The sequence below is a fragment of the Pseudomonas sp. NBRC 111119 genome (assembly GCF_001320125.1).
Taxonomy (GTDB): Bacteria; Pseudomonadota; Gammaproteobacteria; order Pseudomonadales; family Pseudomonadaceae; genus Aquipseudomonas; species Aquipseudomonas parafulva.
This window is the reverse complement of sequence record NZ_BCAV01000008.1, coordinates 152,701-172,253: the sequence shown is the minus strand read 5'-3', so window position 1 is coordinate 172,253 and position 19,553 is coordinate 152,701. Positions and strand designations below refer to the sequence as shown.

21 protein-coding genes are annotated in these 19,553 nt (G+C 62.2%); 12 read left to right on the top strand and 9 right to left on the bottom strand.

The genetic code is table 11. The features are described 5' to 3' along the window. Nucleotides 1-165 precede the first annotated feature (165 nt). Entirely contained in the window at nt 166-603 is a 438-nt protein-coding gene (locus APH25_RS04910; protein WP_028634397.1) for a carboxymuconolactone decarboxylase family protein, read from the top strand. Nucleotides 604-619: 16 nt separating this feature from the next. Here the strand turns inward: APH25_RS04910 and APH25_RS04905 are convergent, their stop codons facing one another. Then, nucleotides 620-1,630 carry an AraC family transcriptional regulator gene (locus APH25_RS04905; protein ID WP_060481255.1) on the bottom strand — a complete coding sequence of 337 codons (1,011 nt, stop codon included), beginning with the start codon at nt 1,628-1,630 and terminating at the stop codon, nt 620-622. A 168-nt stretch (nt 1,631-1,798) separates the two neighbouring features. Between APH25_RS04905 and APH25_RS04900 the strand changes: the two genes are divergently transcribed. From APH25_RS04900 to APH25_RS04890, 3 genes are read left to right on the top strand one after another with little or no spacing between them, the layout of a single operon-like run. Further along, entirely contained in the window at nt 1,799-2,983 is a 1,185-nt protein-coding gene (locus APH25_RS04900) for an acetyl-CoA C-acyltransferase family protein (RefSeq protein WP_060481254.1), read from the top strand. A 13-nt stretch (nt 2,984-2,996) separates the two neighbouring features. Continuing rightward, complete coding sequence (locus APH25_RS04895; RefSeq protein ID WP_060481253.1) at nt 2,997-3,845, top strand: 3-hydroxybutyryl-CoA dehydrogenase; 849 nt, start codon at nt 2,997-2,999, stop codon at nt 3,843-3,845. 11 nt (nt 3,846-3,856) lie between these two features. Continuing rightward, the gene (locus APH25_RS04890) at nt 3,857-4,438 is read left to right on the top strand and encodes a TetR/AcrR family transcriptional regulator (RefSeq protein ID WP_060481252.1); all 582 of its coding nucleotides are present in this window, start codon (nt 3,857-3,859) and stop codon (nt 4,436-4,438) included. Nucleotides 4,439-4,474: 36 nt separating this feature from the next. Here APH25_RS04890 and APH25_RS04885 read toward each other — a convergent pair whose 3' ends face one another. The 5 genes from APH25_RS04885 to APH25_RS04865 are packed head-to-tail and all read right to left on the bottom strand — an operon-like array spanning nt 4,475 to nt 10,971. Next, nucleotides 4,475-4,852 (bottom strand): response regulator, encoded by a 378-nt coding sequence (locus APH25_RS04885; protein WP_028634402.1) that lies wholly within the window; start codon nt 4,850-4,852, stop codon nt 4,475-4,477. Nucleotides 4,853-4,896: 44 nt separating this feature from the next. After that, nucleotides 4,897-6,123 (bottom strand): hybrid sensor histidine kinase/response regulator, encoded by a 1,227-nt coding sequence (locus APH25_RS04880; RefSeq protein WP_060481251.1) that lies wholly within the window; start codon nt 6,121-6,123, stop codon nt 4,897-4,899. After that, nucleotides 6,117-6,692: a chemotaxis protein CheB gene (locus APH25_RS04875; RefSeq protein ID WP_060481250.1), complete on the bottom strand. Its 576-nt coding sequence runs from the start codon at nt 6,690-6,692 to the stop codon at nt 6,117-6,119. The genes APH25_RS04880 and APH25_RS04875 overlap by 7 nt, the downstream gene beginning before the upstream one ends. Next, nucleotides 6,689-7,510, bottom strand: a complete 822-nt coding sequence (locus tag APH25_RS04870) for a protein-glutamate O-methyltransferase CheR (RefSeq protein WP_028634405.1) — start codon at nt 7,508-7,510, stop codon at nt 6,689-6,691. The genes APH25_RS04875 and APH25_RS04870 overlap by 4 nt, the downstream gene beginning before the upstream one ends. After that, complete coding sequence (locus APH25_RS04865; RefSeq protein ID WP_060481249.1) at nt 7,507-10,971, bottom strand: response regulator; 3,465 nt, start codon at nt 10,969-10,971, stop codon at nt 7,507-7,509. Before APH25_RS04865 ends, APH25_RS04870 begins: the two co-directional genes overlap by 4 nt. Nucleotides 10,972-11,207: 236 nt before the next feature. Between APH25_RS04865 and APH25_RS04860 the strand changes: the two genes are divergently transcribed. Continuing rightward, nucleotides 11,208-11,573 (top strand): response regulator, encoded by a 366-nt coding sequence (locus tag APH25_RS04860; protein ID WP_060481248.1) that lies wholly within the window; start codon nt 11,208-11,210, stop codon nt 11,571-11,573. Here the strand turns inward: APH25_RS04860 and cobF are convergent. Continuing rightward, nucleotides 11,570-12,334, bottom strand: coding sequence for a precorrin-6A synthase (deacetylating) (cobF, locus tag APH25_RS04855; protein WP_060481247.1), 765 nt, complete (start codon nt 12,332-12,334; stop codon nt 11,570-11,572). The two genes, APH25_RS04860 and cobF, sit on opposite strands and share 4 nt — an antisense overlap. Before the next feature lie 308 nt (nt 12,335-12,642). Here cobF and gloA point away from each other — a divergent pair, with 308 nt between their 5' ends. Next, entirely contained in the window at nt 12,643-13,170 is a 528-nt protein-coding gene (gene gloA, locus APH25_RS04850; RefSeq protein ID WP_028634409.1) for a lactoylglutathione lyase, read from the top strand. 95 nt (nt 13,171-13,265) lie between these two features. Continuing rightward, nucleotides 13,266-13,508 (top strand): hypothetical protein, encoded by a 243-nt coding sequence (locus APH25_RS04845; protein ID WP_060481246.1) that lies wholly within the window; start codon nt 13,266-13,268, stop codon nt 13,506-13,508. A 17-nt stretch (nt 13,509-13,525) separates the two neighbouring features. On the opposite strand, the gene APH25_RS04840 is transcribed toward APH25_RS04845, so the two are convergent. Further along, nucleotides 13,526-14,347, bottom strand: a complete 822-nt coding sequence (locus APH25_RS04840) for a shikimate 5-dehydrogenase (RefSeq protein ID WP_060481245.1) — start codon at nt 14,345-14,347, stop codon at nt 13,526-13,528. A gap of 158 nt (nt 14,348-14,505) precedes the next feature. Between APH25_RS04840 and APH25_RS04835 the strand changes: the two genes are divergently transcribed. From APH25_RS04835 to pbpG, 4 genes are all read left to right on the top strand, one after another. After that, complete coding sequence (locus APH25_RS04835) at nt 14,506-14,844, top strand: hypothetical protein (RefSeq protein WP_060481244.1); 339 nt, start codon at nt 14,506-14,508, stop codon at nt 14,842-14,844. 93 nt (nt 14,845-14,937) lie between these two features. Further along, nucleotides 14,938-15,120: a hypothetical protein gene (locus tag APH25_RS04830; RefSeq protein ID WP_060481243.1), complete on the top strand. Its 183-nt coding sequence runs from the start codon at nt 14,938-14,940 to the stop codon at nt 15,118-15,120. Between the two features lie 187 nt (nt 15,121-15,307). Beyond that, nucleotides 15,308-16,441 carry an HWE histidine kinase domain-containing protein gene (locus tag APH25_RS04825; protein ID WP_060481242.1) on the top strand — a complete coding sequence of 378 codons (1,134 nt, stop codon included), beginning with the start codon at nt 15,308-15,310 and terminating at the stop codon, nt 16,439-16,441. A gap of 156 nt (nt 16,442-16,597) precedes the next feature. Then, nucleotides 16,598-17,527 carry a D-alanyl-D-alanine endopeptidase gene (gene pbpG, locus APH25_RS04820; RefSeq protein ID WP_028634415.1) on the top strand — a complete coding sequence of 310 codons (930 nt, stop codon included), beginning with the start codon at nt 16,598-16,600 and terminating at the stop codon, nt 17,525-17,527. A gap of 13 nt (nt 17,528-17,540) precedes the next feature. Here the strand turns inward: pbpG and APH25_RS04815 are convergent, their stop codons facing one another. After that, nucleotides 17,541-17,972, bottom strand: coding sequence for a hypothetical protein (locus APH25_RS04815; protein ID WP_060481241.1), 432 nt, complete (start codon nt 17,970-17,972; stop codon nt 17,541-17,543). A 153-nt stretch (nt 17,973-18,125) separates the two neighbouring features. Here APH25_RS04815 and APH25_RS04810 point away from each other — a divergent pair, with 153 nt between their 5' ends. Next, entirely contained in the window at nt 18,126-19,460 is a 1,335-nt protein-coding gene (locus tag APH25_RS04810) for a lysine N(6)-hydroxylase/L-ornithine N(5)-oxygenase family protein (RefSeq protein WP_060481240.1), read from the top strand. The last annotated feature ends 93 nt before the right edge of the window (nt 19,461-19,553 follow it).

Sequence of the window (19,553 nt, the reverse complement as noted above, 5' to 3'; positions counted from 1 at the left end):
CACACACCGCGGTGCTTGCTTCGCGGGTAAACCCGCTCCCACAGGATGGCTTTTTGCTACAGAGCGGTGGTGAATTGGCCTCCGGGTTATTGTCGGGATTGGCTATCGTGGGCCGTGTAGAGGGGCGTTAGTGTAGGCCCCTTCCACAGCCTCAGGAGGCCTACCGTGCACAACCGAATCGAATGGGCCAGGCACGCGCCCGAAGCCCGTAAAGCCATGCTTGGCCTGGAGCAGGCCCTGGCCAGTAGTGGCCTGGAAAGCGACCTGCTGGAACTGGTCCGCCTGCGCGCCTCGCAGATCAATGGCTGCGCCTACTGCGTCAACCTGCATGCCAACGACGCGCGCCAGGCGGGCGAAACCGAGGCGCGCCTGCAAACCTTGTGCGTGTGGCAGGAAACCGCCTACTTCACGCCGCGTGAGCGGGCCGCCCTGGCCTGGGTGGAAAGCCTGACGCGGCTCCCGGAGCGCGGTGCACCGCAGGCCGAATACGAAGCCCTGCACGACCATTTCGAGCCTGGCGAAGTGGTCAACCTGACTTTGGCCATTGCCACCATCAATGCCTGGAACAGGTTTGGCGTAGGCTTTGCAATGGTACCCGCCTGACCGCCCACCCAGTGCTTCAGTGCTGGGCCAGCAGCGCCCGGTAGCTGCCCGGGCTCTGCCCAGTCCACTTCTTGAAAGCGCGGTGGAACGCGCTGGGCTCCTGGAAGCCGGCCTGTTCGGCAATCTCGGCGATGCTCAGCACGCCCTCGCGCAAATGCTCAAAGGCCCTGGCGCGGCGCACTTCGTCCTTGATCTGCTGGTACGAACGGCCCTCACGCTCCAACTGACGGCGGAACGTGCTGGCGCTGATGCCTTGCTCTTGCGCCAGCACCGCCAGGGTCGGCCACTGCCCATGGCGCCGGGCACGCAGATGGCGGTAAACCTTGGCGACCAAGCCATCATGGTTGCGAAAGCGGATCACCAGGCCCTGAGGTGCGCTGCGCAAAAAGGTTTTAAGGGCAGCCACGTTCTGCACCACGGGCAACTGCAGGTACCCACTGTCGAACTCCACTTCGGTGCGCCCGCTGCCCAGCCGCAGGTCCGGCCCCCACAACAGCAGGTCGTCCTCCTGAGCCGGGCGCCCGACGGCCAGTTCGGTGCGATCAATGGCAATGCGCCGCCCGGCCAGCCAGCAAAGCATGCCAATCATCAGTACCAGGTAGGTTTCTTCGGCATAAACACGGGTCAGAGGGTCCGGGATGCTCGATTGCACGCTCAGCAGGGCCCTGCCACCGCGCACGCTCAGGCTGCCGCGCAGGTCACGCAGGAATAGGCCGAACCCTGCCAGGCACTGGCGCAGGGCTTTTTCCAGGTTTGGCTCCAGGATCACTCCCCGGCAGATCAGGGCAAAGCTGCCCAACGGCATGCCATGGCTGTCCAGGCAGAAGAACTCGTCGTCCAGGTGCTGGATCAGGGCGAGCCACAGCCTGGCAACTGCCTTGGCCGGCACACGCCCCTGCGGCTGCTGCAGCACGTGCGGGTCGATGCCCGCCGCCCGCAGGTATGAGTCGCGCACGGTGGGGTCGTTGCGCAGTGCGTGCAGCATGGGGCTGAGGAAGTACACGGCGACCGAATCGCTATCGCGCATGGTGATGTTCGCTGTCTATGCTGAGTGGCAAAAAACGCCAAGGGTTCTGAACAGTTCCGGCATAGGCTGCAGCGGTGCCTTTGCCTAGACTCGGACCCACTCCCGGGTCACCGGCCATTCTCGCAGAGGCTGGGCCGGTCCCGCCATGCTTTAGCGTCTGGAGCGCCCATGAGCAGCAAAGAAATCTACGTGGTCAGTGCCGTCCGTTCCGCCATCGGTGGCTTTGGCGGCGCACTGAAAGACTTGCCGTTGGCCGACCTCGCCAGCACGGTTACCCGTGCCGCCATCGAGCGTTCAGGTGTGGCAGCCGAACACATTGGCCATCTGGTGATGGGTACGGTCATCCCCACCGAACCGCGCGATGCCTACCTGGCGCGGGTGGCGGCCATCAACGCCGGCTTGCCGAAGGAAACCCCGGCGTTCAACGTCAACCGCTTGTGTGGTTCGGGCCTGCAGGCCATTGTTTCGGCATCCCAGTGCCTGCTGTTGGGCGATGCCGAGGTGGCCGTGGCCGCTGGCGCCGAGTCCATGAGCCGCGGCCCCTACCTGTTGCCACAGGCCCGTTGGGGCGCGCGCATGGGGGACCTGAAAGGCATCGACTACACCGTCGGGGTACTGCAGGACCCGTTCCAGCACTTCCACATGGGTATTACCGCCGAGAACGTCGCCACCCAGTGCGGCATCACCCGGCAGATGCAAGATGAACTCGCCCTGGTCAGCCAGCAGCGCGCAGCCCGGGCCATCGCCGAGGGCCGTTTTGCAGGCCAGATCGTGCCGCTGGAGCTGAAAACGCGTAAAGGCACGGTGCAGTTCAGCGTTGACGAGCACGTACGCGGGGATGTCACAGCTGAACAACTGGCGGGCATGAAACCCGTGTTCAAGCCAGACGGTTCGGTCACTGCGGGCAACGCCAGCGGCATCAACGACGGCGCTGCCGGCCTGGTGCTGGCCAGCGGCGATGCGGTCAAGCGCCTGGGCCTCAAGCCGTTGGCGCGTGTGGTGGGCTATGCCCACGCGGGTGTCGAGCCGGCGCTGATGGGGCTGGGGCCGATCCCGGCCACCCGCAACGTGCTGGCGCGCACGGGGCTCAAGGTGCAAGACCTGGATGTGATCGAATCCAACGAGGCCTTTGCTGCCCAGGCCTGCGCCGTAGCCCGTGAGCTGGGCCTGGACCCGGACAAGGTCAACCCCAATGGCTCGGGCATTTCCCTGGGCCACCCCGTGGGCGCGACCGGGGCAATCATCGCCACCAAGGCCATCCACGAACTGCAACGCATCCAGGGGCGTTACGCCCTGGCCACCATGTGCATCGGCGGCGGCCAAGGCATCGCCGTCGTCTTCGAACGCGTCTGAACAGTGCTGCCCCATGAACATCGAACACATCGCAGTGATCGGCGCCGGCACCATGGGCAACGGGATCGCCCAGGTCTGTGCCATAGCGGGTTACCCGGTTTTGCTGGTGGATGTTGCTGACGCGGCGCTGGAGCGCGGTGTCGCCACCTTGAACAAGAACATGCAGCGCCAGGTGAGCAAAGGCACGCTCACCGCCGAGCAGGCAGCCGCCGCCAGCGCCCGTATCCGCACCACCACCGACTATGCCGGGCTTGGCACTGCGCAGCTGGTCATCGAGGCTGCTACCGAAAACCTGCAGCTCAAGCAGCGCATCCTCCAGCAAGTGGCGGCCAACGTTGCCACTGACTGCGTGATCGCCACCAACACCTCGTCGCTTTCAGTGACGCAGCTGGCCGCCAGTATCGAGCACCCGGAGCGCTTTATCGGGGTGCACTTCTTCAACCCCGTGCCCATGATGGCGCTGGTCGAGATCATCCGCGGGTTGCAGACCAGCGACGGCACCTACGCCCAGGCGCTGGTGTTGACCGAAAAGCTCGGCAAGCGCCCGATCAGTGCCGGTAATCGCCCAGGCTTCGTGGTCAACCGTATTCTGGTACCGATGATCAATGAAGCCATCTTCGTGCGCCAGGAAGGCCTGGCCAGTGCTGAAGACATCGATACGGGCATGTGCCTGGGCTGTAATCAACCCATCGGCCCGTTGGCACTCGCTGACCTGATCGGCCTGGACACCTTGCTGGCGATCATGGAGGCCTTCCACGAGGGCTTCAACGACAGCAAGTACCGACCTGCCCCGCTGCTAAGGGAAATGGTTGCGGCGGGCTGGCTCGGGCGCAAGAGCGGCCGCGGCTTCTTCACCTACTGAGGCGATGCGCCATGCCCCCACTCGATGCCGCGCTGCGCTGTGCCAATTTTGAAGAGCGACGCGACCGGGCCATGGCGCTGTTCGCAGAAAAAGGCTTCGGCCAGGTCAGCATGCGCGAACTGGCCGCCCACATCGGGCTGAGCGCCGGCTCGTTGTACCACCACTTCCCCAGCAAGCAGGACCTGCTGTTCGACCTGATCGAGGAGCTGTACGAAGAGCTGCATGCCACCCTCGGCCAAAGCCGCCAGGCGATGGCACGTGGGGCATCGGCGCTGAGTTGCCTGGTTGCGGCGCACTGGCAATTGCATGCCGAGCGGCCCTTGCAGTTCCGCCTGGCAGAGCGTGACCTGTGCTGCCTCAACGAGGCGCAGCAGGCACAGCTGGCGGCTTTGCGTTCACGGTATCAGGCGGAGTTGTTGCGGCTGATTGCACCGCAGGCCAGGCTGCACAAGGAGGCGTTGTTGGCCACCGCGCAGGTGCTGGCAACGTTGCTGAATCAGTTGCCGGGCATGCTCCAGGCATTGCCCGAGCGCGAGGGCCTGGCCCTCATGGAACGCATTGTGCTGGGCGGGCTGGAGCGGGCCTTGGCTTAGGCGCCCCACGGTCGGCAACGTTACACCCGCCCTGCATCAGCACAGCTGGTTCTGGATCTGATCGCGCAACGTGTTCAGGTCGAATGGCTTGGCCAGAATCGGCGCCTTGCGCGCGATAGGGCTGCCAGACTCAAGGATTTCCGCCGGGTAGCCACTGATGAAGATCACCTTCAGGTCCGGGCGCAACTTTACCGCGGGCTCGGCGATGTCTACACCGGAAATGCCGCCAGGCAAGCGGAAGTCGGTCACCATCAAGTCGAGGTGCGGCTTGCTCGCCAAAATGGCGAACGCCTGCTCGCCGTCTTCCGCCACCAGCACGTGGTAGCCCTCACCGGCCAGGTAGTCCCGCAGAATCATGCGGATTGCCGGCTCGTCTTCCACCACCAGCACCACATCTTGCGCATCTTCACTCATATCGAAACCTTGAAATTCTTGCAGTTGGCCATCAGACCCCAGGCTCAAGCAGAGGTTGCCCGCACCTGATCGTTTTGTTGTTCTCGCTCACCGAGCGGTAATTGCAGGGTGAAGGTGGCACCTTCGCCCTCCTCGCTTTCCACCACTATACGCCCGCCATGGGCCTGTACGATCTGGTCGGAAATGTACAACCCCAACCCCAGCCCGCCTGTGGCCTGCTGCGTCGCCACCCGCTCGAACTGCTGGAAGATGCGCCGCTGGTTGGCGGCACCAATACCGATGCCGTGGTCCTGAACCTGAACGCACGCCATGTCGTCCTCCTGGAACACGCGAACCTGCACAGGTTTGCGTTCGCCATAACGCAAAGCATTGGACAACAGGTTGGCCAGTACTTGCTCAATCCGAAATTCATCCCACTCACCGTGCATATGCGCTGGGCACTGCAACTCGATACGCGTGTCCAGCGCAGCGGCCTGGGCAGCGAAGTTTTCCGCCAGGCCACGCACCAGCTGGCACAGGTCGAATGCCTTCGGGCGCAGGGACAGTTTGCCGGTGCGGATGCGCGAAACGTCGAGCATGTCTTCAATCAGGCGGATCAGGCTGTTGATCTGCCGTTCATCGCGCTCGACCATGGCCTGGAGCTTGTCGCGGCTGAAGGCATCGAGGTTGCCGCGCGCCAGGTGCAGCTTGCGCAGTTGAGTTTCCAGAATCAGGCCATTGAGCGGGGTGCGTACTTCGTGGGACACGATCGACATGAAGTCGTCACGCATGCGCACGGCACGCTCAAGCTCCCCACGCGCAGCCTGCAACTGGCCGAGCAGCTGTTCCTGCTCCTGACGGCTGCGCTCCAGCGCCTGCAACTGCCGGTCCAGCACCTTGCGCTGGCGGTAAAGATCGACGAACACCGAGACCTTGCTCTTCACCGCGAAGGTATCCAGCGGCTTGTAGAGAAAATCCACTGCCCCGCTTTCATAGCCCTTGAAGGCATAGTCCATCTCGCGCCCGGCTGCGGTCACGAACACGATCGGAATGTTGCGGGTTTTCTCTGTGCCACGCATCAGTTCAGCCAGCTCGAACCCATTCATGCCGGGCATCTGCACATCCAGGATCGCCAAGGCGAACTCGTGCTCGAGCAACAGCGACAATGCGGCTTCGGCGGACTGTGCCTGGTGCACCTCACGGTCCTCGCCCTGGATCAGGGCGTCGAGGGCCAGCAGGTTCTCCGGCAAATCATCGACGATCAGCAATTTGGCGATGGTGTGGCTTAGCATGCGCTGGGTTCCAGGGTTGCGAGCAACTGCTCGATGCCGCTCAGAGGAAGAATATGGTCAGGCCTGTGCAGGGCCAGGGCGGCCTCCGGCATCAGCGCAACCTGTGCGTCGCGGGGGTCCTGGACAATGGTCCGGCCGCCGCTGTTCTTGATGTAGGCCAGCCCTTCGGCGCCGTCTTCATTGGCACCGGTGAGCAGTATACCCAGCAGGCTTTCGCCAAAGGCGTCCGCTGCCGACATGAAAAGGTAGTCGATGGAAGGCCTGGAAAAATGCCGCGGGGGCTCCTGGCTCAGCGACAGGGTCTGGTCACGCTCTACCGACAGGTGGTAGCCAGGGCCGGCCACGTAGATCGCCCCCGGCTGCACAGGCTGCTTGTCACGCGCTTCGCACACCGGCCGGCCAAGACGGCGTTGTAACACATCGGCCAGGTGGCTTTCGCGGTTGTGCGGCAAGTGCAGCAGGCACAGGACCGACACTGCCATGTCGGCCGGCAGCCCGCCCAGCACCTTGAACAGCGCTGTCACGCCGCCTGCCGAGGCGCCAATTACCACAGCACGGATACCCTTCATAGTTTGCGGTAAATCCGCTCGGGCCGAACCCAGGGCTCGAAGCGCTGGCCGTAGGCAGAAAAGTCGATCGACTCCTTGCTGCCCAGCACCAGAAAGCCGCGGTGGCACAACGATTCATGGAACAGGCCCAGGGCGCGGTCCTGCAATGCCTTGTCGAAATAGATCAGCACATTGCGGCAAGAGACCAGCTGGGTTTCGGAAAACACACTGTCGGTGGCCAGGCTGTGATCGGCAAAGGTCACCTGCTCGCGCAAGGTGCTGTCCATGATCGCGTTGCCGTAGGCTGCCGTGTAGTACTCGGCGAAGTCCCGGCGCCCACCCGCCAGTCGGTAGTTCTCGGCATATTCACGCATGCTCTGCATGGAATAGATGCCTTGCTTGGCTTTTTCCAACGAATGAGGGTTGATGTCGGTGGCATAGATGATGGTGCGCTCCAGCAGGCCCTCCTCGCGCAGCAGGATGGCCATGGAATACACCTCTTCACCGGTGCTACAGCCCGCGATCCACACCTTGATCGATGGCCAGGTGTGCAGCAACGGCACCACCTCCTGGCGCAAGGCCAGGAAGTGGCCGGGGTCTCGGAACATCTCGCTGACCGGGATCGTCAGGTACTGCAGCAACTGCATGAACATGCTCGGGTCGTGCAGCACACGCTCCTGCAGGGCCGAGACGGTATGGCAGTCGAACTGGCGCAAGGCATGCAGGATCCTGCGCTTGATCGAAGCACCGGAATAATTGCGAAAATCGTAGCTGTACTTGAGGTAGATCGCCTCGATCAGCAAACGGATTTCAATGTCGGTGTTACGTTCGCTACTCAAATTCGCTCCAGTTGCGGTAGCCATACGCGGATCAACGAGAACAGGCGGTCCAGGTCGATGGGTTTGGCCAGGTAGTCGTTGGCACCTGCCTGCAGGCAGCGGTGCTGGTCATCCTTCATGGCCTTGGCGGTCACGGCGATGATCGGCAGCTTGCGCCAGCGCGGTTGCTGGCGGATCAACCGGGTGGCCTCGAAGCCATCCATTTCCGGCATCATCACATCCATCAGCACCAGGTCGATGTCTTCATGCTGCTCCAGGCGCTCGATGGCTTCACGCCCGTTGCGGCCAATCTCGACGATGGCACCCTTGTGCTCCAGGGCGCTGGTCAGGGCGAAGATGTTGCGCACATCGTCGTCCACCAGCAGGATCTTGCGGCCTTCGAACACCTTGTCGCGGCTGCGCGCGGTCTTGAGCATGCGCTGGCGCTCATGGGAGAGCTGCGATTCGACCTTGTGCAGGAACAGCGTCACCTCGTCGAGCAGGCGCTCCGGCGAGCGTGCGCCCTTGATGATGATCGAGCGCGAGTACTTGAGCAGGTCGGCCTCTTCCTCGCGGGTGAGGTTGCGGCCGGTGTAAACGATGACCGGCGGGAACGAGCGGATGTCTTCTGCCGTCATGCGCTTGAGCAGTTCGTTGCCCAACATGTCGGGCAGCTTGAGGTCGATGATCATGCAGTCGTAGATGTTCTCGCGCAGCAGTGCCAGCGCCTCCTGCGCCATGCCCACTGCAGTGATCTCGACATCGTCGTCGCCAATCAGGCGCGCGATGCTTTCGCGCTGCAGGTCGTCGTCCTCCACCAGCAGGATGTGCTTGAGCTTCTGGGTGAGCTTGGCCTCCAGCCGGGCGAACACGTCCTTGAGTTCCTCACGGCTGGTGGGTTTGACCGCATAGCCCACCGCGCCCATGTGCATGGCCGCCTCTACGCGGTCCTCCACTGAAATGATGTGTACCGGGATGTGCCGGGTATTGGCCTGTTCCTTGAGGCGCTGCAGCACTGTGAGCCCAGAGTGGTCCGGCAGGCGCATGTCCAGCAGGATGGCGTCGGGGATGAACCGTGCGGCCAGCTCGAAGCCTTCGTCGGCGCCATGGGCCACCAGGCAGCTGTAGCCCAGTTCATGAGCCAGGTCGAACAGGATGCGCGCGAAATTCGGCTCATCTTCGATCACCAGGATGCAGCGGTTGGTGAACGGCGCACGCTCGCGGTCATCGGTGAAGGCCAGCGGCGGCGCCTTGGGCGCGAGGGCGGATGGCACGGGTGCCAGGGGTACTGGCTCTGCTGCCGGGCGCAGGTTCAGGGGCTGGAACTGCTGCGCAACGGCCTCATGATGCTCCGGCAGCGTCAGGCTGAACACACTGCCCTCGCCGGGCGTGCTGTCGACGGTGATCTGCCCACCCAGCAGGCGGGCAAGGTCACGGGAAATCGACAGCCCCAGGCCCGTGCCGCCGTAGCGGCGGTTGCTGGTGCCATCCACCTGGTGGAATGCGCCGAAAATCGCCTGCTGCTGGTCGCCGGCGATGCCTATACCGGTATCGCGCACGGTGAACGTGATGCCCGTACCAGGCGCGTAGCCGATGTTCAGGCTGACCTGCCCGCGCTCGGTGAACTTGATGGCGTTGGACAGCAGGTTCTTCAGGATCTGCTCCAGGCGCTGGCGGTCCGTGAACAGAGTGGCCGGGACCTGGGCGTCGGCGGTGACCTCGAAGGCCAGGCCTTTCTGACCGGCCAGCGGCCTGAACATGTTGCGCAGGCCTTCGACCAGGCGCTCGACGTGGGTGGTTTCAGGACGCACTTCGAGCTTGCCGGCCTCGACCTTGGCGATGTCGAGAATGTCGTTGATCAGGTTGAGCAGGTCATTGCCCGCCGAATAGATGGACTCGGCGAACTTGACCTGCTCCTGGCTGAGGTTGCCTTCACCGTTCTCTGCCAGCAGTTTGGCCAGAATCAGCGAACTGTTGAGCGGCGTGCGCAGTTCGTGGGACATGTTGGCCAGGAACTCGGACTTGTATTTGCTTGAGCGCTGCAACTCGTCGGCGCGGGCCTGCAACTCGGCCTGGGCACGGCTGAGTTCCTCGTTCTTGAGGTCCAGGGCGTCAGTGCGATCGGACAACTGCTCGTTGGTCTGTTCAAGTTCCGCTTGCTGGGTTTCCAGGTAGGCCTGGGATTCCTTGAGCACGCGCGACTGTTCTTCGAGTTCTTCGTTGGCCGTTTTCAGCTCTTCCTGCTGCACTTGCAGTTCTTCGTTGAGCTGTTGGGTTTCGGCCAATACTTCCTGCAGGCGCTGGCGGTAGCGGGCGGTTTCGATGGACATGCCCAGGTTGCCAGCCACGCGCTCGAGCATCTCGGCATCACGGTCCTGGAGCGGTCGCAACAACCCTAGCTCGATGACACCGTTGACCAGGCCGTCCTCGGTCGCAGGCACAATCAGGCCACTGCGCGGCAGGCCACTGCCCAACCCGGAAGCGAGCCGGTAGTAATCCTGGGGCAGATCGTCCAGGCGGATGATGCGCTCTTCGCGCACCGCCTGCGCCAGCAACCCGTGATGGTCGCCCAGGCGCTGCTCACGCGCCTGCTCTTCGGCGCCCAGGCCATAACTGGCGACACGCACCAGGTTGCCGTGCTCGTCGCGCACATAAACCGCGCCTACCACGCTGCCCAGATAGGAGGCGAAAAAGCGCAGGATGTTGTCACCCAGCATGGGCAGTGTCAGTTGCCCAAGCACCTGCTGAGCCAGTTGCGTCTGGCCGTTGCGCAGCCACGCCTGATGTTCCAGCCGTTCAGCGGCACGTTGCTGCGCCCGCAGGTTCTGGTCGTAATTGCTGGAAAGCGCAATCAGGTCGCGGCGGCCGAGGTAGGCGAGCAGCGCGCTGAGCCCGACAAGCAAGATAATGAAGGCGGCAATGGAGGTAACGGTAATGGTGCTGACCGACTCGTTACGCGTCAGGCGCAGTTGCTGTTCTGCACCGATCAAGTCCTCGAACTCCCGGCGGATTTCATCGGTCAGGCGCTTGCCGCGGCCTTTGCCGATCATATCGCGGTAGTCACCGTCGCCGCGCCGCAGGCTGATCATTTCAGCGCCAAAATCGTTCCAGGCCCGCTGCAGTGCGATCAGCCGATCAATCCGGGCGACTTGAAGCGGGTTGTCTTCCACCAACCCGCGCAGACCCTGCAGGCTGTTGAAGATACGCGGCTTGGCCACTTCGTACGGGTCCAGGAAACGCTCATCACCACTGATCAGAAACCCGCGCATGCCGGTTTCCATGTCGATGGACAGTTTCAGTGTCTCGTTGGCGTCGCTGATTACCCGGTCGGTGTGCTCCACCCACTGCATGGCCGAGAGCAAATAGTTGATCACGGCAACGAACGCCACGGCCCCCAGCAGGCCCAGGCCCAGAGGCAGGCCAATATTGCGGCTCAGCAGCCTGCGAAAGCTGCGTTGGTCCATCGAGGCTGCTTGAATCATATGATAACGCCCGAGCAATTAACGTCCATGTAGGCCATGGCCGATCATTCGTTATTGTGAGCCACCGCATGCGTGAAGCAAAACCTGCCTGGTCGGTCAGGGCGGGGCATTTAGCCAGTATTTGAAAGATGCCTGCGCCAATCGTTCCATCTAATTGATGAGAAAGGTATCCTCGGGAACTTCTGGGGCCTTTCAGCGTACAGACTAGAGACACTATTAATGACAGGATCTCAACCATGCCCCTTCTGGTAGTCGAAGACGACGACATCGTACGCATGCTCATGGTCGATGTGCTCGAAGAACTCGGCTACGAGATCATCGAAGCAGAAGACGCAACGTCTGCCCTGCGAGTACTCGAGGACGCTAACCAGCACCTGGACCTGATGATAACCGATGTGGGTTTGCCAGACATTCGGGGTGAAGAGTTGGCAGCCCGTGCACGGGGCTTGCGCCCGGTGCTTAACATCATGTTCGCCAGTGGCTATGCCGACAGCTTCGACCTGCCCGAGGGCATGCACCGGATCAGCAAGCCGTTCAGCATCGATCAGCTCCGGGACAAGGTGGCCGCGATCGTGGGCCCAGGTGCAGGGGACGAGGGTTAACAGGTTTCGCCCGCTGTTTCGCGTCGCAACAGGTACGTGTCCATGATCCAGCCTTTGCGAAGCCGCGCGCCGGCCCGCAGTTCAAGGATGCGCGCTTTGACGGCCTCCAGAGGGCCGGCGACCAGCAATTCGTCCTCGGTGCCCAGGTAAGCGCCCCAGTAGATGGTAAGGGCCGGGTCATTCAGGGTGGCGAATGCGCACTGGCCATCGAGCATGACTACCACGTTGTCAATTCGATCGACCCCCGCCAATTGCCGCCCGGGCAGTATCACCAGAGGCTCGCCGATGCGGTTGAGGGTTATCTGATGACGGGCTGCCAGCACTTGCACGCTGCTGATACCAGGGATGACGTGCACCTGCAGCTCCACGCCCTGCTCGCGCACCCGCGTTAAAATACGCAGCGTGCTGTCGTACAGGGTTGGCTCGCCCCATAACAGGAAGGCGCCGCACTCGCCCGCAGCGATGTGTTGCTCGATCAACGTGGCATAGACGGTGGCGCGCTCGCGGTGCCAATCACGCACGGCCCCCACGTAGTCGGCTGGGTTGCCTTCCCGTGTAGGGTCGGGCATTTGTACCAGGCGGTAGCCGCCCTCCGGGCGGTAGCGTTCGAGGATACGTTTGCGCAGATGCAACAGGTCTTGCTTGTCAGGGCCCTTGTCCATGATGAAGAACACGCTGGCGCGGCGCAGGGCGGTGACTGCCTGGTAGGTGACCTGGGCGGGGTCGCCCGGGCCGATGCCGATGAGCAAGACTTCTTTCACACGTGTGCCTTCCAGAGTGTTTGATTCGCGGATTCGTAGGCGCGAGCATAGCGTGCGATGCTCAGGTGGTTTTGACAAATGATGATGAAACATGAACACCTGCTTCACACATTTTTCACACCGCCGGGGGCATCATCAACACAGCTAAAGGATTAGCGACCCCATCAAGCGCCCGCACACGCGGGCCTCTAATTCCAACGCCCTGCCCCGTGCAGGGCGTTTTATTTGCGCAATCGATTCACTGCCGTATCATGGGCAGCCTGTCCGTTTTGCCGGGGTACCACTCCCGGCCCGTCTCAGGAGTAAACATGAGCCTGCACGATCTGCAAACCCTGCCGGGCGTGACCGCCCAACCCGATACTGCCACCGCCCAGTTCGTGTTCAACCACACCATGCTGCGGGTCAAGGACATCCAGAAATCGCTGGACTTCTACACCCGTGTACTGGGCTTCCGCCTGGTGGACAAGCGCGATTTCCCCGAGGCCGAATTCAGCCTGTATTTCCTCGCCCTGGTCGATCCACAGCACATTCCCGAGGATGACCACGCACGCCACCAGTGGATGAAATCGATCCCGGGTGTACTCGAGCTTACTCACAACCACGGCACTGAAAGCGATGCTGGCTTTGCCTATCACGATGGCAATACCGACCCACGTGGTTTCGGTCATATCTGTGTCTCGGTACCGGATGTCCGTGTCGCCTGCGCACGCTTCGAAGCCCTGGGCGTACCGTTCCAGAAGCGCCTGCAGGATGGCCGCATGAACCACCTGGCCTTCATCAAGGACCCTGATGGCTACTGGGTTGAAGTGATCCAGCCCACCGACCTCAAGGGCTGAGGCCCTGCCAGGCTCGCTCGTCGGGCCGAATTTCCCAGGCAGCCCGCTGTGGTATATGGAGTGAAGGCTTCACCTGCCACAGCGAGGTACTGACCATGCAATCCCTGCACTGTGAATACCGCCAGCACATCATCACCGCCAGTGTGATGCCCCACCCCGACTCGCCCCTGCCCTATAGCGCCGGCTGCCTGATTACTGCCCCTGATGGGCACATGAGCAGACGCCTGTCGATGCCGATGCAGTTTTTCTCCGACCTTGGCAATGCCCAGCACGTATCGCTGGCCCACGGTCGCGCACTGGTCGATCGCCAGCTGGACGATGGGCAGCAGGTGTTCTGAGGCATCGTGATCGGGCATCAGGCGTCCCTGGCGTAGGCCACAGCTGCCTGCACCTGGCTGTGCGTGGGCCTTACACCGGTGTACAGCACAAACTGCTCCAGCGCCTGCAAGGCGATCACCTCCAGGCCGGTGATGACCGGCTTGCCCAACGCTTGGGCGCGGCTGATGAGTGGCGTTTGCGCAGGCATGGCGACCACATCGAAGACCCGCTCGGCCGCGGCGATGGCGTTTTCGCTGAATGCCAGCTGATGGGCCTCCGGGCCGCCGGCCATGCCCACCGGTGTAACGTTCACCAGCATCGGTGGGCACAGGTCGCCCAGTTCGGGTAGCCAGCGATAGCCGCAAACATCCGCCAACTGGCGGCCTGCCTGCTCGTTACGGGCGACGATGATGCCTTCGCTAAAGCCTGCATCGCGCAGGGCGCTGGCCACCGCCTTGGCCATGCCGCCGCTGCCGCGCAACGCAAACGCGGTACAAGGGTCGACCTGATGCTGGCTTAGCAACTGGCGCACGGCCATGTAATCGGTATTGTAGGCCTTCAGGTGGCCGTCGGTATTCACCAGCGTGTTGACCGACTCGATGGCGGCTGCGGAAGGGTCGATCTCATCCACGAGCGCCATGCAGGCTTCTTTGTAGGGCATGGAGACCCCACACCCGCGAATGCCCAGTGCGCGGATACCCGCCACCGCAGCTGGCAGGTCATCGGTGCGCATGGCCTTGTAGTAGAAGTCCAGGCCGAGCTGTTGATACAGGTGATTATGAAAGCGCACACCAAAGGTGCCAGGGCGGCCTGCCAGGGAAATGCACAGTACAGTATCCCTGCTTGGGGGAGTGGACATGGGTGCTCCTCGGTCATGAGTAAAACGATTGAGCAGCGTACCAGAGCGCTCCATTTGTCGCCCCTTACACAACCTTTACCCTTCCCCCATACACAGCTGACCGAGTGCCGAGTCATAGTAAGCAGGCCCCGACTCGGGGTTTTCCATGAGGTTGCTCCATGAACCGTAATATTGCCGCAATCGCACTGCTGGCCGGCGCCTTGGCCATCAGCGGGCCCGCTGCTGCCCATGGTCGCGGTTGGGCCGGGCCCGGGCCCCTGCTGGGTGCCGCTGTGGTCGGTGCAGTGATCGGCGCCACGGCCTACGGCGGCCATGACCGCACCGTTTACGTCGAACGCCCGCCCGTGTACTACGCGCCGCCACCGGTTTACGTACAGCCACCGCCCCAGCCGGTGTACTACCAGCCTTACTACGCGCCCGCCCCGCCACCGCCGCCGCCGGGCTACCGCGCCTACTATGGCCCGCCACCGGTCTATTACGGCCCACCCCGTTGGTAAGGTTGAAAGAACTGATAACGACTATTGAGCACGTTGATTTCTCATGCCACGCGCTGCTGGCTAAGGTAGAGCCATGTTCCACAGGAGGCACCCATGGCCACTATCCAGATCATGTCCGTTGTCGGCAGCGCAGTGCCTACCCCGCTGCGGGAGCAGGGCCTGTTGGCCTGCTGGTACCTGATGCGCAACGGCGAAGCGGTGAGTGGCCCGTTGCGTAGCCTGGCATCGGCCAAAGCGCTGGCCGAACAGTTGCAACCCGGCATGTTGCTGGCATGACACCCCATTTGATGCGTTGCTCCCTCCCTTGTTGCCCGCCTTCGTGCGGGCTCTTTTTTTGCGGTTCGGTTCACGCCGTTTTCATCGCTACTGCAGCCAGTACCAAAAAGCGGTAACCTTCCAAGGCTGAGCATTCGTCCGCCTGCTGACGAACAGCGTTGGTCTTTCCGGACGAGGCTTCCTGCATATGACCGCATTGGTCGATGATTTTCGTGATAGAGCCGTGGATGTCATGGCCAGGGGCGGTTCGATTCTGCCGCTGCTCGAAGCCTTGGTCGTTGCCCTGGCTGCGGGCATTCCCGGCAGCCATGTGGGCGTCAACATCCTCGACAAGCCGGGTAAAACCTTTCGGTACTCGCTCTTCCCAAGCCTGCCGGCCGACTTCAGCAAACAATTGGTAGGCAACCCGATTACCGGCAAACGCGGCTCCTGCGGCCTGGCGATTTTAAGTGGCAAGGTCATAGAGGTACCTGAGGTCGCCACCGATGCGCGTTTTTCTTCCGAATGGAAAAGCCTGTTTCACCAGCACCGCTTGCTGGCGCTGGCTTCATTCCCTGCCTTGAGCAAAGAGGGCGATGTGCAGGGTACGCTGGCCGTCATCTACGACCCGCAGAGGCCACTCAATCCCGAGCAGCGCCACGCCATCACCTGCGCTTCACGGCTGTGTGCGCAACTGTGTGCCTACAGCCGCACCCAGGAGGCTAACCAGATACTCATCGCGGAACTCGATCACCGCATGAGAAACCTGTTCAGCACCATCGGTGCGGTCGCGGTGCTCACAGCGAGGCACTACCCGGAGTTCCCGCAGTTTCGTAGAACGCTGGACAACCGCCTGTTGATGATGCAGAAAGCGCACGCGTTGGCGTTGGCCGACAAATCATCGCGCCTCACTGAGTTGCTGGCTGAAACCCTGGCCCCGTATATGGCAGAGACGGCAGGCTGCTACTCGGGCCCTGACATCATCCTGGCGCCCGAGGCTGCCTCCGCATTGGCGTTGGTTCTGCACGAACTGGCAACCAACGCCGCCAAATACGGGGCATTTTCCCAGCCTGGGGGCGCGGCGACTATACGCTGGCACCTGGAAGACCATGCCGAAGAAGGCTGCCAATTCAGGTTCGCATGGCAGGAACAGAATGGTCCGCCGGTCAGCCCTCCCCAGCGCAAAGGGTATGGTTCGCTGATGATTCACGGCAGCTTGCGCAATGCGTTCGATGGGAAGGCGGAATTTGCCTACCACGTTGAAGGGTTGCGCTGCACCATCAGCGCCCCGTTCAGCGCACGCCTGGGCAAGGCGGCCGAGGGCGAGTGCGTAGTCATATGACTTGGGGCCGCCTTGCGGCCCGGATTAAATTCTCTTCACCTTGCGCCCTTTTGGAATAAGGCATTCGACAGCTGTTCAGCCATACTCCAGAATGCGCCGGTTCTGAGAAAAACCCTCGCACAGCCAACGACATACCAACCATTAGTGAGTCACAACGTGAAAACAACCCTGTCCATCCTCAGCCTGCTGCTGTTGCTCACAGGTACCGCAACCCACACGTCGATTGCTGCTGCCGCTCAGCCTCACGCCCAACTTCAGCGCGACCCTGCCAAACTGCACTTGGCATCGGGCAGCGCGTTGCTGATCGACCTGAACACCAACCAGGAACTGTATTCAAGCCGTCCAGACCGGGTGCTGCCCATTGCCTCGGTCACCAAGTTGATGACGGCAATGGTGGTGCTGGACGCGAAGCAGCCGATGGACGAAATGCTGACCATGACCATCGCCAACAACCCGGAGATGAGAGGCGTTTATTCACGGGTGCGGCTGGGCAGTGAACTGAACCGCCACGAAACCCTGCTGATTACCCTGATGTCATCGGAAAACCGTGCGGCCACCACCCTGGCCAACCACTACCCCGGTGGCTACCCGGCGTTCATCAAGGCAATGAATGCCAAGGCCCGCAGCCTGGGCATGACCCACACACGCTATGTGGAGCCTACCGGGCTGTCCACCCAGAACGTCTCCACTGCCCGGGACCTGACCAAGCTGCTGATGGCGGCGCGCAAGTACCCAATGCTCAGCAGCCTGTCGACCACGCGTGAAAAAACGGTGGCCTTCCGCAAGCCCAACTACACCCTGGGTTTCCGCAACACCGACCACCTGGTCAACAAGAGCAACTGGGACATCAAGCTGACCAAGACCGGGTTTACCAACGAGGCAGGGCACTGCCTGGTGCTGTTGACCCGCATGGACAACCGCCCTGTGGCGATGGTGATTCTCGATGCGTTTGGCAAGTACACCCACTTCGCCGATGCCAGCCGTATGCGCCAATGGCTGGAAACCGGTGCGACCAAGCCGGCCCCGGCCGTGGCCATGCAATACAAGGCCGATAGACACGGCAAGGGCCGTGTGGCGGCCGAATAGCCCTCGCCACAGGTCAGGCCTCGGCGCTGAACGTGGCGCCGGCGCTGCTGCTGCCGCTGTCCTTCAATAGCTGCAGCAATTGCCCGGAGGCCGCCAGAATCTGCCCGCTGAGGTTGGCGATGCTGGCTTGCTTGGCCGCCACCGCAGCGGCCTTGGCGGTGTCTTCCATGTTGCTGGCCATTAGAGCTGCCAGCTGCTTCTGCTCCTCGGCCAGCTGCTTTTGCAGGTCCTTGATCAATTGCCGCAGCTGCTTCACCGCTTCCGATTCACCCAGGTCGCTGGCCTCGGTGTCTTGCGTCTGGCTAGCCTTGGACATCCGCATGCTGTCGCTGGGGATGGTCACAGCGCCGCCAGAGGTGGCGGCCTGAGCGGTAGCGGCGGCCTCACTCAGTGCCTGGGCCGAGACCCCATTGATCATCAGGTTGCCTGCGTTTATCCCTGCCATGTGGGCTCCCTTCAAAGGTTATGTTCGTCCTACCTCTGCCTATCGGCCGCCGTGGCCGGGTCTTTAGGCTGCTAAATTCCCTATCCCCTGGCTCGTTCCAAAACATGTATCAGCGCTGGCGCGCTCACATTCGACCTTCAGGGAATTGCAGCCATGACCCAGGCCTCACAGCAGGAAACTATCAAAGATCTGATCGGCGTGGGCTTTGGCCCCTCGAACCTCGCCCTGGCCATCGCCTTGGAGGAACTCGCCGAAGTGCAGGGCCATGCACTGGATGCACTGTTCATCGACAAACAGCAGGACTACCGCTGGCATGGCGAAACCCTGGCGACCCAGAGCGAGTTGCAGATCTCGTTTCTCAAGGACCTGGTGTCGCTGCGCAACCCCACCAGCCCCTACAGCTTCGTCAACTACCTGCACCAGAAGCAACGCCTGGCCGATTTCATCAACCTGGGCACCTTTTACCCGTGCCGCCTGGAGTACAACGATTACCTGCGCTGGGCAGCGGAGCATTTCGCCACCCAGGCCGTTTATGGCGAAGAAGTGCTGCGCATCGAGCCCGAGGTTGTAGCCGGCCGCGTCGAACATTTGCGGCTGGTGTCGCGCGACGTCCAGGGCCGGGAGTACAGCCGCCGTACCCGTTCGGTAGTGGTGGGCAGTGGTGGCACCCCGAAAATTCCGCAGAAATTCGGCGCGTTCAAGGATGATCCCCGGGTATTCCATCACTCCCAATACCTCAGCAGCCTGAAGAAACTGCCTTGCACTGACGGCAAACCCATGCGCATTGCAGTGATCGGCTCCGGCCAGAGCGCCGCAGAGGCATTCATCGACCTGAATGACAGCTACCCGTCGGTCAAGGTGGACATGATCCTGCGCGCCACGGCCCTGAAGCCCGCAGACGACAGCCCGTTCGTGAACGAAATCTTTGCCCCGGACTACACCGACCTGGTCTTCAACGAGCCGGCCGAACAACGCAGCAAGTTGCTGGGTGAATACCACAACACCAACTACTCCGTCGTGGACCTGAACCTGATCGAGCGCATCTACGGCGTGCTCTATCGGCAGAAGGTCGCCCACCAGCACCGTCACAACGTGCTGTGCCGGCGCCAGGTGGAAGCGGTGGTGGCCACCCGCGACGGGTTGGAGCTGACACTCAGTGACCTCGCCACCGGCCAGCAGCAGACGCACCGCTACGACGCCGTGATCCTGGCGACCGGCTACGAACGCCGCTCGCACCGCGAGCTGCTGGCGCCGCTGGCAGGCTACGTGGAGGATTTCAACGTCGACCGCAATTACCGAGTACTGGCCAGCCCTGACCTGCAGGCTGCGGTGTATCTGCAGGGGTTCTGTGAGAACAGCCATGGCCTGAGCGACACCCTGTTGTCTGTGCTGCCATCGCGTGCAGCAGAAATTGGCCGGGCCCTCTACCACGACCTGTCGCACCTGCAAGGCAAACCGCAACCTGCTGTAGCGCTGACCAGCGCCTGACCCACCGCTTCCAGGCCGGCCCATGGTTTCACCACGGGCCGGCTTCGGCCATCTGAAACATTTGCTTGCATTTAAAACGACGGTTTTTTGATT